Origin of the sequence: Pseudomonas chlororaphis subsp. chlororaphis (genome assembly GCF_003945765.1) — a bacterium.
Taxonomy (GTDB): domain Bacteria; phylum Pseudomonadota; class Gammaproteobacteria; order Pseudomonadales; family Pseudomonadaceae; genus Aquipseudomonas; species Aquipseudomonas chlororaphis.
In genome coordinates this window covers 5,862,258-5,876,619 of sequence record NZ_CP027712.1, presented here as the reverse complement: position 1 = coordinate 5,876,619, position 14,362 = coordinate 5,862,258, and the positions used below count along the sequence as shown (strand labels likewise).

Below are 14,362 nucleotides of genomic sequence, written 5' to 3'. Positions count from 1 at the left end.
GAGTGAGGCATGCGTAGATCCAACCAAGGTTTTACCCTGATCGAAATCATGATCGTGATTGCGATCATCGGGCTCGTCGTCACCCTGAGCCTGCCCAGCATCACCGAGTACGTGAAGAAAACCCATCGCACGCAGATTGCCGGCCTGCTGTCGGAACAGGCGCAGAGCCTTGAGCGGTTTCATTCCAAGGGCGGTGTCTACAGCAACGCTCCGGGCCTCAGCGCCGGCAACGATGACTACAGCATCACGCCAGTCCTGGCCGACCAGAGCTTTACCCTGACCGCGACGCCGAAAACCGAGAGCATGATGGCCGGCGACAAGTGCGGCGAGTTCACCCTTAGCCACACCGGTGCCATGGGCAACAACAATATGGCCGACGGGGTGACCAGCAAAGATTGCTGGGGGCGCTGAACATCCTTCTCGGGCGCTGGCGGCGCCCGGTGTTTTCATTTCCTGGACTGGACTATGGCAAAGCAACAGCAAGTGGTGATTGTCGGCGGTGGAGTGATCGGCCTGCTGACCGCGTTCAACCTGGCGTCCGCCGGGCAGCAGGTGGTGCTGCTCGAACGCTCGAATGTCGGCCAGGAATCCTCCTGGGCCGGCGGCGGGATCGTCTCGCCGCTGTACCCCTGGCGCTACAGCCCGGCGGTCACCGCGCTGGCGCATTGGTCGCAGGATTTTTATCCACAGCTGGCCGAACGTCTGTTCGCCACCACCGGTGTCGATCCCGAAGTGCACACCACTGGTCTGTACTGGCTGGACCTCGACGACGAGGCCGAAGCGCTGGCCTGGGCCCGGCGGGAGCAGAGGCCATTGAGCGCTGTGGATATCTCGGTGGCCCATGACGCGGTGCCGGTGCTGGGTGGCGGTTTTTCGCGGGCGATCTACATGGCCGACGTGGCCAACGTGCGCAACCCGCGCCTGGTCAAATCGCTGAAGGCCGCCCTGTCGGCGTTGCCAGCGGTGACCCTTCACGAGCAGTGCGAAGTCAGCGGGTTTATCCGCGAAGGGGAGCGGGTGCTCGGGGTGCAGACCTCACTGGGCGAAATCCGTGGCGATCAGGTGGTGCTGGCGGCAGGGGCCTGGAGCGGCGAATTGCTCAAGAGCCTGGGTCTGGCATTGCCGGTGGAACCGGTCAAAGGCCAGATGATCCTCTACAAGTGCGCGTCGGATTTTCTTTCCTGCATGGTCCTGGCCAAGGGGCGTTACGCGATTCCCCGGCGCGACGGCCACATCTTGATCGGCAGTACCCTGGAGCACGAAGGCTTCGACAAGACTCCGACCCCGTCGGCCCTGGAAAGCCTGAAGGCTTCGGCCATCGAGTTGATCCCGGCGCTGGCGCAGGCCGAGGTGGTGGGTCATTGGGCGGGGTTGCGCCCAGGTTCGCCCGAGGGCATTCCCTATATCGGCCCGGTGCCCGGGCTGGCGGGGCTGTGGTTGAACTGCGGGCACTACCGCAATGGCCTGGTCCTGGCGCCGGCGTCCTGCCAGCTGTTCGCCGACCTGATGCTGGGCCGGGAGCCGATCATCGACCCGGCGCCTTATGCGCCCAGTGGGCGAATTTAATCCAGGCCGAGCTTCTTCAGCCGGTAGCGCATCGAGCGAAACGACAGGCTCAAGCGCTGGGCCGCCGCCGTGCGGTTCCAGCGGGTGTGCTCCAGGGCCTGGAGGATCAGTCGGCGCTCGACTTCTTGCAGATGTTTCTCAAGGTTGATCACCTGTGCCAGGCCGGGCGTGATGGCCGGGTGGGCGCCGTTGGGCGTCAGGCGCAGGTCGCGTGCTTCGATCCGCCGGTTCTCGCACAGGGTGTGCGCCCGTTCGAGCAGGTTCTCCAGTTCGCGCACGTTACCGGGAAAGTCGTAGCCCTGGAGCGCCAGCAGCGCGCTTGGCTGAAGCCGTGCCAGTTGTTGGCCGTTACCCTGCGCCAGGCGCTCGAGGATGGCGGTGGCCAAGGGTTCGATATCAGCCTTGCGCGCCCGTAGCGGTGGTACCGGCAGCTCGATCACGTTCAGGCGATAGTAGAGATCCTGGCGAAAGCGTCCGGCATGCACTTCCGCCTGCAGCGCCTTGTGAGTGGCGCAGAGAATGCGCACATCGACCTGGACCTCCTGCTGCCCACCGACGCACCGCACCGCCTTCTCCTGCAGCGCGCGGAGCAATTTGACTTGCATCGCCAGCGGCAGATCGGCCACCTCATCGAGAAACAGCGTGCCGCCGTGCGCCGCCTGGAACAGGCCGGGCTTGTCTTCGATAGCGCCGCTGAAGCTGCCTTTGCGATGGCCGAAAAACTCGCTCTCCATCAGTTCCGGTGGGATGGCTCCGCAATTGACCGGCACGAAGGCGTGGCTGGCTCGAGGACCCTGGTCGTGGATCGCGCGGGCGACCAGTTCCTTGCCGCTTCCGGACTCTCCGCTGATATAGACCGAGGCCTGGCTCCGGGCCAGTTTGCCGATTTGTCCGCGCAGCTTGTGCATGGCGGCTGAATCGCCGAGCAATGGACCGCTAGCAGGGGGCGGGGGTGTCGATCCGGGCAGGGCACCATTCAGCAGTTCGCGCAAGCGCGCCAGGGCCACGGGTTTGCTCAGGAAGTCGATGGCGCCGGCCTTCAGGGCGTGGATCGCGGTTTCCTGGCGGGCGCAGGTGCTGAGTATTGCCAGCGGCATTCGCAGCTGGCGGCACTGGATATGCTCGAGTAATTCCAGCCCCGTGCCGTCGGGTAAATGCAGGTCGCTCAGGCACAGGTCGAAGCCTTCCCGGGCCAGCCAGTGACGCGCTTCGCCCAGGGTGCGGGCGCTGCGGGTATGGCGTTGCATCCGGCCGAGGCTGATTTCCAGATATTCGCGAATGCCTGGATCGTCATCGACGATCAAGACTTTTTGTCGTGGGCTCATGCCGCTTACTGCTTCATCCGTGAACGAAAGAGGTGCGAGAGCACCCGCCATCCTGGCGTGTCGTGAAGTCTAGGCAGGCTTGAGGTCGTTGGCCCACTCAAGGCCGGGCGGTGCGGGGCCGTTTGGTCGGATTCAAGATGACGCGCAGGGTAATAGCCCCGATTTGCCGAGGGTTGCCGGCCGGAAGCGAGGAGAGGAGAGGCGGTGGCTTTTTTGTAGCGAATTATTCAGCGGTGCAAACAACGTGCTTTTGACGTCATATGCACCGCTGCGGTCGAGGTTCAGCGATCGCGGGAGATCGGACCTTGTTCCAGGTGCGTCTGGCTGCAATACCACTGTTGCTCGAGGCTCAGCGCCCGGTCGCGGGGCAGGTGCACGCCGCAGTGGGCACAACGCACCATGGGCGTGGTGCTGGGTTCGCGGGGCGCAGCGGTGCCGGAGGCGGGCTGCTTGAATTTGCGCCAGAGCCATACCGCAGCGGCAATCAGGGCGATCCAGAACAGTAGACGAAGCATGGTAGCCAGCTATGTGAGTGAGGAACCGGCAGTTTAGCCAAGGTCATGCCGGGCGCACAGTGCAATCAGCGCTGAAATCCACGGACAAAAAAAGGGAGACTCGAAAGTCTCCCTTTTTTGTGACCGCAGCGGTGTCAGTCGAACACGCCGAAGGTCATGTAGCTGAACCACGAGCGGTCGCTGTTGTTGCCTTCGGCTTCATGCTGTTCTTCTTCGACAGCGTCGCCATTGGCGTCTTTAGGCTTGAGCTCGGCCGGAATCGCATCCTTGGCGTCCTGGTATTGCTTCATCACGTCCTGGTTGGCGCGGGTTTCTCCCGGCAGCAGCGGTGGACGGGACTCGATCAGGCCCAGGGTGGCCTTGCTCAGCCAGGAGCGGTTGTCCGCCTCGGCGACCCGTGGCACGAACTGGCCGTCGACCAGAGTCGGGTGATCGGGGTAGTTGAGCTTCAGGGTTTCCAGGCTGGTGGCGGCCAGTTCGTCCAGGTGCAGACGCTGGTAAGCCTCGGTCATCACCGCCAGGCCATCGGCCACCGACGGGGTTTCCTGGAAGTTTTCCACCACGTAGCGGCCACGGTTGGCGGCGGCTACATAGGCCTGACGGGTCAGGTAGTAGTCGGCCACGTGGATTTCGTAGGAGGCCAGCAGGTTGCGCAGGTAGATCATGCGCTGCTTGGCGTCCGGCGCGTAGCGGCTGTTCGGGAAACGGCTGGTGAGCTGGGCGAACTCGTTGTAGGAGTCGCGCGCGGCACCCGGGTCACGCTTGGTCATGTCCAGCGGCAGGAAGCGCGCCAGCAGGCCGACGTCCTGGTCGAAGGAGGTCAGGCCCTTGAGGTAGTAGGCGTAGTCCACGTTCGGGTGTTGTGGGTGCAGGCGGATGAAACGCTCGGCGGCGGACTTGGCGGCCTCCGGCTCGGCGTTCTTGTAGTTGGCATAGATCAGTTCGAGCTGTGCCTGATCCGCGTAGCGACCGAACGGATAACGCGACTCCAGGGCCTTGAGCTTGGCTGTGGCGCTGGTATAGCTGTTGTTGTCGAGGTCGGTCTGCGCCTGCTGGTACAGCTCGACCTCGCTCAGGTTTTCGTCAACGACTTCCTTCGATGAGCAAGCAGCGGTCAGTGCGAGGATGGCGATCAGCAGCAGGTGTTTCACTTGCATGGCGGCTTGCGTCCCTATGACGGCCGCTGTCTTGGGCGGGGCCGTCCTGTTATGATGAGCGCCCCGTTGAAAAAGCCTCGGGGCAAAAGACGCCGTATTTAACCACAAGCGCGCAGCCGAAACCAAAGGCTGTGCCGACGCCTAGTCTGAGCATGTCCGATAAAATTGAACTTCGCGCAGAGGTGCCGTCCGAACTGGGCGGCCAACGCCTCGATCAAGTCGCCGCCCAATTATTCGCTGAGCACTCGCGCTCGCGCCTTTCCGCCTGGATCAAAGACGGCCGCCTGACTGTGGATGGAGCGGTTATCCGCCCGCGAGACATTGTCCATGGCGGCGCGGTTCTTGAGCTGACCGCCGAGCAGGAAGCTCAGGGAGAATGGATCGCTCAGGACATCGAACTGGATATCGTCTATGAAGACGACGACATCCTGGTGATCAACAAGCCTGCCGGCCTGGTGGTCCACCCCGCCGCCGGTCACGCCGATGGCACGCTGCTCAATGCCCTGTTGCACCATGTCCCGGACATCATCAACGTGCCGCGCGCCGGCATCGTCCATCGCCTGGACAAGGACACCACCGGTCTGATGGTGGTGGCCAAGACCATCCAGGCGCAGACCCAGCTGGTTGCCCAGTTGCAGAGCCGCAGCGTCAGCCGCATCTATGAATGCATCGTGATCGGCGTGGTCACCGCCGGCGGCAAGATCAACGCCCCGATCGGCCGGCATGGCCAGCAACGCCAGCGCATGGCGGTGATGGAAGGCGGCAAGCCGGCCGTCAGCCACTACCGCGTGCTGGAGCGTTTCCGTTCCCACACCCATGTCCGGGTGAAACTGGAAACCGGGCGGACCCACCAGATCCGTGTGCACATGGCCCATATCAACTACCCGTTGGTCGGCGATCCGGCCTACGGTGGCCGTTTCCGCATTCCGCCCGCCGCGAACCCGACCATGGTCGAATCCCTCAAGCACTTCCCGCGTCAGGCGCTGCATGCGCGGTTCCTTGAGCTGGATCATCCGACCACCGGCGAGCGCATGAGCTGGGAATCGCCGCTGCCGGAAGATTTCGTCTGGTTGCTGACCCTGCTCAAGCAGGATCGCGAGGCTTTCGTCGGATGAGTGACTGGCTGATTCCTGACTGGCCCGCGCCGGCCGGGGTCAAAGCCTGCGTCACCACCCGTGCGGGCGGCGTCAGCCTGGCGCCGTTCGACAGCCTCAACCTGGGCGATCATGTCGATGACAACCCAGAGGCGGTGGCCGAAAACCGCCGTCGCCTGACCGATCGTTTCTCTATAAAGCCAGCCTGGCTGAAACAGGTTCACGGTATTGATGTGGTCGAGGCGGATCCGTCCGTCGTCGCCACCGCCGATGCCAGCTGGACCGCCACGCCCGGCATTGCCTGTAGCGCCATGACCGCCGATTGCCTGCCAGCGCTGTTCTGCGACCGCGCCGGTACTCGGGTGGCGGCGGCCCATGCCGGTTGGCGTGGGCTGGCGGCCGGGGTGCTGGAAGCGACGCTCGATAGCCTGAAAGTCGCGCCAGAGGATGTATTGGTCTGGCTGGGGCCGGCCATTGGTCCGCAAGCCTTCGAGGTCGGACCTGAAGTGCGTGACGCTTTCGTCCGGCACTTGCCACAGACCGAACAGGCCTTTGTAGCGAGCCACAACCCCGGCAAGCTCATGGCTGATATCTATATGTTGGCCCGCCTGCGCCTGGCGGCATGCGGCGTCACCGCCGTGTATGGCGGCGGTTTCTGCACCGTGAGCGATCCGCGTTTCTATTCCTACCGCCGCAGCCCGCGCACCGGGCGCTTCGCTTCCCTGATCTGGCTGGAACGCTAGACTCTTCTGACCTGTGTCAAGCTCGCAAGGCTTGAATCTTCCAGAATCGACCGCATCTACAGGGGTATCTGGCAGGTTTCTCTATTTAGGTGTGTCCATCGCTCCGACCTGCTCAAAAGGAAGGTGACTAATGCGTATAGACCGATTAACCAGCAAGCTTCAGCTGGCGTTATCCGATTCTCAATCCCTGGCGGTCGGCCTCGACCATCCGGCCATCGAACCCGCGCACTTGATGCAGGCGTTGCTCGAACAGCAGGGCGGCTCGATCAAGCCGCTGCTGATGCAAGTGGGCTTCGACGTGAACAGCCTGCGCAAGGAACTGAGCAAAGAGCTCGACCACTTGCCAAAAATCCAGAACCCCACCGGCGACGTGAACATGTCGCAGGATCTGGCGCGCCTGCTGAACCAGGCCGATCGCCTGGCGCAACAGAAAGGCGACCAGTTCATCTCCAGCGAGCTGGTGCTGCTGGCGGCCATGGACGAAAACAGCAAGCTCGGCAAGTTGCTGCTGGGCCAGGGCGTCAGCAAAAAAGCGCTGGAAAACGCCATTAATAACCTGCGAGGCGGCGAGGCGGTGAATGACGCCAACGTCGAGGAGTCGCGTCAGGCCCTGGACAAATACACCGTCGACCTGACCAAGCGCGCCGAAGACGGCAAGCTCGACCCGGTGATTGGCCGTGACGACGAAATCCGCCGGACCATCCAGGTGCTGCAACGCCGGACCAAGAACAACCCGGTGCTGATCGGTGAGCCTGGCGTGGGTAAAACCGCGATTGCCGAAGGCCTGGCCCAACGCATCATCAACGGCGAAGTGCCGGACGGCCTAAAAGGCAAGCGCCTGCTGTCCCTGGACATGGGCGCACTGATCGCTGGCGCCAAATACCGTGGCGAGTTCGAAGAACGCCTGAAATCCCTGCTCAACGAGCTGTCCAAGCAAGAAGGGCAGATCATTCTGTTCATCGACGAACTGCACACCATGGTCGGCGCCGGTAAGGGCGAAGGTTCGATGGATGCGGGCAACATGCTCAAGCCAGCGCTGGCTCGGGGGGAGCTGCACTGTGTCGGCGCCACCACGCTCAACGAGTACCGCCAATATATAGAGAAGGACGCGGCCCTCGAACGGCGCTTCCAGAAAGTCCTGGTGGACGAGCCGAGCGAAGAAGACACCATCGCCATCCTGCGCGGCCTGAAAGAGCGTTATGAGGTGCACCACAAGGTGGCGATCACCGATGGTGCGATCATTGCCGCGGCCAAGCTCAGCCATCGCTACATCACCGACCGGCAGTTGCCGGACAAGGCGATCGACCTGATCGACGAAGCCGCCAGCCGTATCCGCATGGAGATCGACTCCAAGCCTGAGGTGCTGGACCGCCTGGAACGGCGTCTGATTCAACTGAAGGTCGAATCCCAGGCCCTGAAGAAAGAAGACGACGAAGCGGCGATCAAGCGCCTGGAGAAACTCCAGGAGGAAATCACCCGTCTGGAGCGCGAATACGCCGATCTGGAAGAAGTCTGGACTTCGGAGAAAGCCGAAGTGCAGGGTTCGGCGCAGATTCAGCAGAAGATCGAGCAGTCCCGCCAGGAGCTGGAAGCCGCGCGCCGCAAAGGCGACCTGAACCGCATGGCCGAGTTGCAGTACGGGGTGATCCCGGACCTGGAGCGCAGCCTGCAGATGGTCGACCAGCACGGCCAAAGCGAGAACCAGCTGTTGCGCAGCAAGGTGACCGAAGAGGAAATCGCCGAAGTCGTGTCCAAGTGGACCGGTATTCCGGTGTCGAAGATGCTCGAAGGCGAGCGCGACAAGCTGCTGAAGATGGAAAGCCTGTTGCACCAGCGCGTCATCGGCCAGAACGAAGCCGTGGTGGCGGTAGCCAACGCCGTGCGGCGTTCTCGCGCCGGGTTGTCCGATCCGAACCGGCCAAGTGGTTCGTTCATGTTCCTCGGCCCGACCGGTGTGGGTAAGACCGAGTTGTGCAAGGCGCTGGCCGAATTCCTTTTCGATACCGAAGAGGCGATGGTGCGGATCGATATGTCCGAGTTCATGGAGAAACACTCCGTGGCTCGGTTGATCGGTGCGCCTCCAGGCTATGTCGGTTACGAGGAGGGCGGTTATCTGACCGAGGCGGTGCGGCGCAAGCCTTATTCGGTGATCCTGCTGGACGAGGTCGAGAAGGCCCATCCGGACGTGTTCAACATCTTGCTGCAGGTGCTGGAAGACGGTCGCCTGACGGATAGCCACGGGCGTACCGTGGACTTTCGTAATACGGTGATCGTCATGACCTCCAACCTGGGCTCGGCGCAGATCCAGGAGCTGGTGGGGGATCGCGAAGCACAGCGGGCGGCGGTGATGGATGCGGTGTCGACCCATTTCCGTCCGGAGTTCATCAACCGGATCGACGAAGTGGTGATCTTCGAGCCATTGGCCCGGGATCAGATCGCCGGCATCACCGAGATCCAGCTGGGACGCCTGCGCAGCCGCCTGGCCGAGCGCGAGCTCAAGCTGGAGCTGAGTGGCGAGGCCTTGGACAAACTGATTGCCGTGGGCTACGACCCGGTCTATGGCGCGCGTCCGCTGAAACGGGCGATTCAGCGCTGGATCGAGAACCCATTGGCGCAGTTGATTCTGTCCGGCAGTTTCCTGCCGGGGGCCACAGTGACGGCCAAGGTGGAAAACGACGAAATCGTCTTCGCCTGAGCCCGATAGGGCGTCGTTGTGAAGGAGGCCTCGCATTGCGAGGCCTTTTTTTGCATAGGGCGTTGAACTGTAAGGCAAAGGCTTGTAAAGTGCGCCCCGCAGTACGTCACCCCAAGGCTTTTTCCTCCCTGAGGAAAAAACTGAAATAAGTTGCAAATCATTGTCTTGAAAGCAATTTAGGGGGTTGACAGAGGTTTTTAAGATTGTAGAATAGCGCGCCTCAGAGACATGAACGTAGCGATACGGACTAGGTCAACGAGGAGGCTTCTAGAAATAAAAGCCTGCTGTAAAGGTTGTAAATTGAAATGTTCAGTTCCGTGATAGCTCAGTCGGTAGAGCAAATGACTGTTAATCATTGGGTCCCAGGTTCGAGTCCTGGTCACGGAGCCAATTTCAAACCGGGGTATAGCGCAGTCCGGTAGCGCGCCTGCTTTGGGAGCAGGATGTCAGGAGTTCGAATCCCCTTACCCCGACCATATTTGGGTCGTTAGCTCAGTTGGTAGAGCAGTTGGCTTTTAACCAATTGGTCGTAGGTTCGAATCCCACACGACCCACCATTTTTGAGACCAGTTCGCTGGAATCGAATCTTAAGATCAGACGCCAAAAGCTCTGTTCGCAGAAGGCGCCTTTAAAAGGTGCCTTTTTTTTACCGGGGTATAGCGCAGTCCGGTAGCGCGCCTGCTTTGGGAGCAGGATGTCAGGAGTTCGAATCCCCTTACCCCGACCATACTGAAAATCCTCGTATCGAAAGATACGGGGATTTTTTTTGTCCGGAATTTGACGCGCGATGCTTGCCGGCGAATACGGCGTACAAAAAAGCCCCGGTCATTCGGGGCTTTTGTATGGGGTGGCCCATGCTGGCTGAGTCCGGTCAGTTGTAGTCGAGTACGTAAGTCATCGTTGCATCTGCCTTGCCGGGCTTCATTTCGCCGCCGCTCGGCGTATAGCGAGCGGACCCCGCGAAGCGGTAGACCTCGGCATCGGTTTCGCTGTGCTGCCAGTCCAGGCTGACCGCGCCGGGCTTGCTGAAGGGGAGTTTGGTGCCCTTGTCGTTTTTCAGCTCGATAGCCACGCCTTGGGCAACGCTGGTCTGCCCAGCCCCTGTCAGATTCAGCATGCCCGTGCCTGTCGAGTTGCCTTCGAAATAGATCTTCAGCGGAACCGGTTTTTCAGGCCGCATGCCACGGCAGCGAATATCGAGGGCGAAGGGTTTTTCCGGTGCGGCGCCAGACTTGATGTTGGAAATCGGGACCTTGCCCATTTGTACGGTCATGGAGGGTTCCCGGGCCTCGCAACTGCTGAAGTAGAAGTTGTTCTCCAGGTTGGTGAATCCTGAGGATGTGTAAGTGAATGTCTCCGGGGTCAAGCCAGTATTCGGAGGGATAATGAAGTTGATTGTAAAGTTGGTTGGCACCTTGCCTGAGCCAACTGCGATTTCCGTGCGGACGTATTCGACATGAATGTAAGTAGGCAGGTAGACGCTATTACCTTGTCCAGTAAATGCGTGTTGGGAAGGCAGGGGATACCTTAAACTCCTGTCCCCCCCCAAGCGTCTTGAAGCGATGATGCGCATGCCGATGCCCGCCACGCCGGTTTTGTACACATCGGGGATGGCGGAGGGTTCGAGGCCGTTTTCAAAGGTTATGTTCATGATCTCGCTGCTGCCACAAGTAATCCCTCCTGGGACAGGGATCTGCTGGGAGTAACTTGCGAGTATTTCGCCGACTGGGACCCGCTTGACGGTCAGGCTGGATGGAACATTCACTCGGTTATATGACGCGCCAGGAGGGCCAGAATATGTGCCCCATTGGCACCACGAGAACGCTGGCTCGGCCAGCACCAGGGCAAGCAGGCCAGCGGGAAGAGTGATCAGTTTGTGCATATGCCCGCTCTGGTTTGAAAGAGTGTGGGTCACAAGACCCGGCAAAGGCCGTCCACGCGTTCGTAAGCCAGTTCCTTGTTTGTTGGGGGGAGCTTGTAGTCCACCATGCAGCTGCCTTCGGCCCAGCGAATCTCCAGCCGGCCCTGGTCGGGAACGCCAAAGACCAGCAGGCGCGACAGGTTGTCGACCATGCCCAGGGGCTTGCCTTGTTCGTCGTAGCCTTGGGCGCCGAAGGGGATTGGATCGCCCTTGTCCGCGCGCAGCACGAATTGCAGGCGGCGACCTGTCTGTGCGGCATAGGTGGCCTTGACGATGGCGCCACGGGTTGGCACCAGCACCTTGGAGGTTTCGTTGATCTCGGTGTCGGTACCCAGGGTCTGGGTGTCCAGGTTCAGCCAGTTGTAGCGATAGGGCTGCATATAGGGCACCACCGCGTAACCCTTGCCATTGGTGCGTACGGCGTTCCAGCCGGATACACCGACACCGTCGACGTCCGGAACTTCCAGCAGGCCGAAAGTCTCGCCAAGCGGCTGGCCGAGGGTAACGCCGCCACTGTGTACCAGCAGCGAGCCAGAAGCACCCAGGTCGATATGCTTGTCATCGCGACCCTGGCTGTAGCCACCGCGCAGCTTGGCGACAGGGGTATCCCAGTCCAGGCTGGCGCCGGCAGTATTGCCGTTCCTTTTGCTGTGGCCTGCCTGCGCCGAGTAGCTGAGGGTCGCCTGGTCGTCCAGGTAGCCGGACACGTTCGACTGCAGTGAGGAATCACCCTTGCTCGAGCTGATGGCGTTGCTGGAGAGGCGGTGAGAACTACCCCGGCCTCCCAGTGGCATGCTGATACTGGCGGTGAGTTGCGTATCCGAGCCACCGCTCATGGGATCGCTCTGGGTACGTGACACCGCCAGGTTGTAGCTGACACTGGCGATGCTGTTGCCATAACCCAATTGCCAGTTGCGCGTGCGGCCCTGCTGTTTCCAGTAGTTGGTTTCATCCATGCTGAGGTACAGCGAGCCTCGCTGTGACAGGCTCTGGTTCACCCGGAGGTTGATTCGGCTCTTTTGGGCGCTGAAGCCGGCACGGTCCTGATACATGAGGTCGTCCACGTGCTGGCTGAAGCTGCGATAGCCTTCGGTGGAATAGCGGTAGCCGGCCATGGTGAAGGTGGTATCGGTGGCGTTCAGCGTCTTGGAGTACAGGAAGCGCGCACTGTGACCCTTGTTGCTCCTGCCGTTCTGGGTCTTCGATTCACTGCTGGTGACGTCGAAGGAAATACCGCCGAGGCTGGAGTTCACGCCCGCGCCAAGGTTGACGGCGCGATAGTCTTGCGCGAGCAGCGCGCCACCATAACCGGTGAGGTTGTCCGTCACGCCGTAGACGGCCGTGCCTTGGGTGAACGACGGCGACGGTTGGTCGGTGGAGCGATATTCACCGGCGGTGACGCTGTAGCGAAGGTTGCCGCGCCGGGTCATGACCGGCTGGTAGGCATAGGACTGCAGATATTCGCGTACCCGGCCATCCGCTTCGATGATCTTGATCTGCAGGTCGCCGTTGGAGCCGCTGGGATAGATGTCAGTGAACTCGAAGGCGCCAGGCGGCACCGACGCGGAATAGATCACGTAGCCGTTTTGCCGTACTTCGACAGTGGCATTGCTTTCGGCGATGCCGCGGATCACGGGTGCGTAGCCGATCTCGTTGTCAGGCAGCATGCCGAGGTCCGAGGCGATCTGTGCACCGCGAAAACGCACGCTGTCGAAGATCTCGCCAGGGGTGTACAGCTCGCCCAGGGAAAGCTTGCCTTTCAGGCGCTGGACGTCGCGCTCCAGATAGTTGCGGTTGCTCTTGAATTCGCTTTTTGTGCCGGTTCCGCCGGTCAGGGCGGATTCGTTGCGAAAGCGCCAGCCGGCGATATTAAAACCGTTGCGCAGGTTTAGGTTGTGGTAGTCGCTCTTCATTCCCTGGTTGGTATTGCGGTTGAAGTTGGCCTGGTAGTCGCTGTAGAAGGCGGTGATGCCTTCGTCCCAAACCGAGGGGTCGACGTAACCACGGGAATAGCGCTGGACGTATGCCTGCGGGATGCTGAACTGCAATGCCAGGTTGGTGACGTCGAAGTCCACCGCGGCGCCGGCGATCTGGGTGCTGACGTCGAACGGCTGCTCGTCCTTGGCGTCCGCGGCGATGAGTCCATCCTGCTGGGCTTTGCCCGCGTTGAGTCCAAGCTCTTTGAGCAGCCCGAGCGAGATGACGGGTTTGACCTGCCCGGAGGCGTCGGCGGCGAAGGTGATTTCCTGGCGCTTGATCAGCACGTTGTTCAGGTAAAGGTCGACGCTGTAGGTACCTGGCGGAACGGCACTGCCTTTCTCAAAAAACTTGAGGTCCACCGGAGCGCCCCCCATTTTCAGAAAGGAGTCGGAGAACTCGGCCTCTGCGGCGGACAGCTTCGAGGTCAGCCCCAGGGCCACGAGGCAGGTCGCGCACGCCCGTCGGGCGATCCTGAAACTGAGCTCTCTCTGAAAAATGGGCATGCGAAATCCTTTCGATCGTGCATCGGATGCCCGAAGCACTGACCTGATTAAAAAGTCGGATTAGGTAAGGCGGTGCGCTCTATGCGAGCGACACGAGTGAGGGCTGCTTTCCGTTAGTTGGAAAGTTTGCTGGTGACTTGGTCCAGCCCGCCGTAATCGTTGATGCTGTCGAATTCCACTGTTGTGGCTCCGGACCTCATGCCAGTCGAGCCTTTGATCTCGACGGTGCGTGTTGCCCCGGGTGCCAGCATTTCCACGGTGGCGGTGCCCGCGTCCTTGCCATTGCGCAGCGTCACGCTGCCCCCGGCAAGGGTCACATGGAACGCGGAAGGGTTGGTCACTGAAAGCGCGGCCTTGCCGCCTTGTTCCACCAGCTTCCATTGCAGGCTCTTGGCTGCATTGGCGGCAGTGTCCGGCAGGTTGGCCGGGCGGTAGAACAGCTTCACGCGCTGGCGTATGGCAATTTGCAGGGTGTTCTCGGTCTTGGCTTTTTGCGGGATCTCTTGCACGGCCAGCCAGAACACGGATTCCTTGTCGGTCGGCAGCCCCTGGCCTTGATAGAGGATGCGCAGGACCTGCTGCTTGTTGCCTCCAAGGCGAACCAGGGGAGGGGTGATGGCGAACGGTACGTCGGCATTGGGCCCGTTTTTGTCCGGTTCGACCCAGGACTGGACCATGATGTCGTTCGAGCCCTGGTTCCTGACGATGACGGATGCTTCCTTGGCTGGCGCAGCAAAGATGACGCGGGTGCCGTCCAGCGTAATGCCGGCACTGGCCATCGACGCGGAGAGTGTCATGGCGCTGGCGAGTGCAATACGCGCCAATAATGAGGTTTTCATAGCGGCTCCAGGTCGGAGGGAGGG

11 protein-coding genes and 4 tRNA genes are annotated in these 14,362 nt (G+C 61.2%); 9 read left to right on the top strand and 6 right to left on the bottom strand.

The features are described from left to right. Positions 1 to 9 precede the first annotated feature (9 nt). Together C4K27_RS26665 and thiO are read left to right on the top strand one after the other, a co-directional pair. Positions 10 to 411 carry a type IV pilin protein gene (locus C4K27_RS26665; protein ID WP_007924724.1) on the top strand — a complete coding sequence of 134 codons (402 nt, stop codon included), beginning with the start codon at positions 10 to 12 and terminating at the stop codon, positions 409 to 411. 54 nt (positions 412 to 465) lie between these two features. Next, a complete protein-coding gene (gene thiO / locus C4K27_RS26660) occupies positions 466 to 1,566 on the top strand; it encodes a glycine oxidase ThiO (RefSeq protein ID WP_053262730.1) in 1,101 nt (366 codons plus the stop codon). On the opposite strand, the gene C4K27_RS26655 is transcribed toward thiO, so the two are convergent. The 3 genes from C4K27_RS26655 to C4K27_RS26645 all read right to left on the bottom strand — a co-directional run bounded on the left by C4K27_RS26655 (position 1,563) and on the right by C4K27_RS26645 (position 4,563). Next, positions 1,563 to 2,891, bottom strand: coding sequence for a sigma-54-dependent transcriptional regulator (locus C4K27_RS26655; protein WP_053262729.1), 1,329 nt, complete (start codon positions 2,889 to 2,891; stop codon positions 1,563 to 1,565). The genes thiO and C4K27_RS26655 overlap by 4 nt on opposite strands. Before the next feature lie 281 nt (positions 2,892 to 3,172). Further along, complete coding sequence (locus C4K27_RS26650) at positions 3,173 to 3,406, bottom strand: PP0621 family protein (protein WP_053262728.1); 234 nt, start codon at positions 3,404 to 3,406, stop codon at positions 3,173 to 3,175. Between the two features lie 134 nt (positions 3,407 to 3,540). After that, positions 3,541 to 4,563 carry an outer membrane protein assembly factor BamD gene (locus tag C4K27_RS26645; RefSeq protein WP_053262727.1) on the bottom strand — a complete coding sequence of 341 codons (1,023 nt, stop codon included), beginning with the start codon at positions 4,561 to 4,563 and terminating at the stop codon, positions 3,541 to 3,543. A gap of 152 nt (positions 4,564 to 4,715) precedes the next feature. Between C4K27_RS26645 and rluD the strand changes: the two genes are divergently transcribed. From rluD to C4K27_RS26610, 7 genes are all read left to right on the top strand, one after another. After that, positions 4,716 to 5,678 (top strand): 23S rRNA pseudouridine(1911/1915/1917) synthase RluD, encoded by a 963-nt coding sequence (rluD, locus tag C4K27_RS26640; RefSeq protein WP_007924719.1) that lies wholly within the window; start codon positions 4,716 to 4,718, stop codon positions 5,676 to 5,678. Continuing rightward, complete coding sequence (gene pgeF, locus C4K27_RS26635) at positions 5,675 to 6,400, top strand: peptidoglycan editing factor PgeF (protein ID WP_053262726.1); 726 nt, start codon at positions 5,675 to 5,677, stop codon at positions 6,398 to 6,400. Before rluD ends, pgeF begins: the two co-directional genes overlap by 4 nt. A 130-nt stretch (positions 6,401 to 6,530) precedes the next feature. Further along, complete coding sequence (clpB, locus tag C4K27_RS26630) at positions 6,531 to 9,095, top strand: ATP-dependent chaperone ClpB (protein ID WP_053262725.1); 2,565 nt, start codon at positions 6,531 to 6,533, stop codon at positions 9,093 to 9,095. A gap of 314 nt (positions 9,096 to 9,409) precedes the next feature. After that, a tRNA-Asn gene (locus C4K27_RS26625) sits at positions 9,410 to 9,485 on the top strand. Positions 9,486 to 9,494: 9 nt separating this feature from the next. Continuing rightward, positions 9,495 to 9,571 (top strand) — tRNA-Pro (locus tag C4K27_RS26620). A 5-nt stretch (positions 9,572 to 9,576) separates the two neighbouring features. Next, a tRNA-Lys gene (locus C4K27_RS26615) sits at positions 9,577 to 9,652 on the top strand. A gap of 93 nt (positions 9,653 to 9,745) precedes the next feature. After that, positions 9,746 to 9,822, top strand: a tRNA-Pro gene (locus C4K27_RS26610). A gap of 144 nt (positions 9,823 to 9,966) precedes the next feature. Here C4K27_RS26610 and C4K27_RS26605 read toward each other — a convergent pair. The 3 genes from C4K27_RS26605 to C4K27_RS26595 all read right to left on the bottom strand — a co-directional run bounded on the left by C4K27_RS26605 (position 9,967) and on the right by C4K27_RS26595 (position 14,338). Then, positions 9,967 to 10,977 (bottom strand): fimbrial protein, encoded by a 1,011-nt coding sequence (locus C4K27_RS26605; protein WP_081002345.1) that lies wholly within the window; start codon positions 10,975 to 10,977, stop codon positions 9,967 to 9,969. Positions 10,978 to 11,006: 29 nt separating this feature from the next. Further along, a complete protein-coding gene (locus C4K27_RS26600) occupies positions 11,007 to 13,499 on the bottom strand; it encodes a fimbria/pilus outer membrane usher protein (RefSeq protein WP_053262723.1) in 2,493 nt (830 codons plus the stop codon). Between the two features lie 113 nt (positions 13,500 to 13,612). After that, positions 13,613 to 14,338, bottom strand: a complete 726-nt coding sequence (locus tag C4K27_RS26595) for a fimbrial biogenesis chaperone (protein WP_053262722.1) — start codon at positions 14,336 to 14,338, stop codon at positions 13,613 to 13,615. Positions 14,339 to 14,362: the final 24 nt, after the last annotated feature.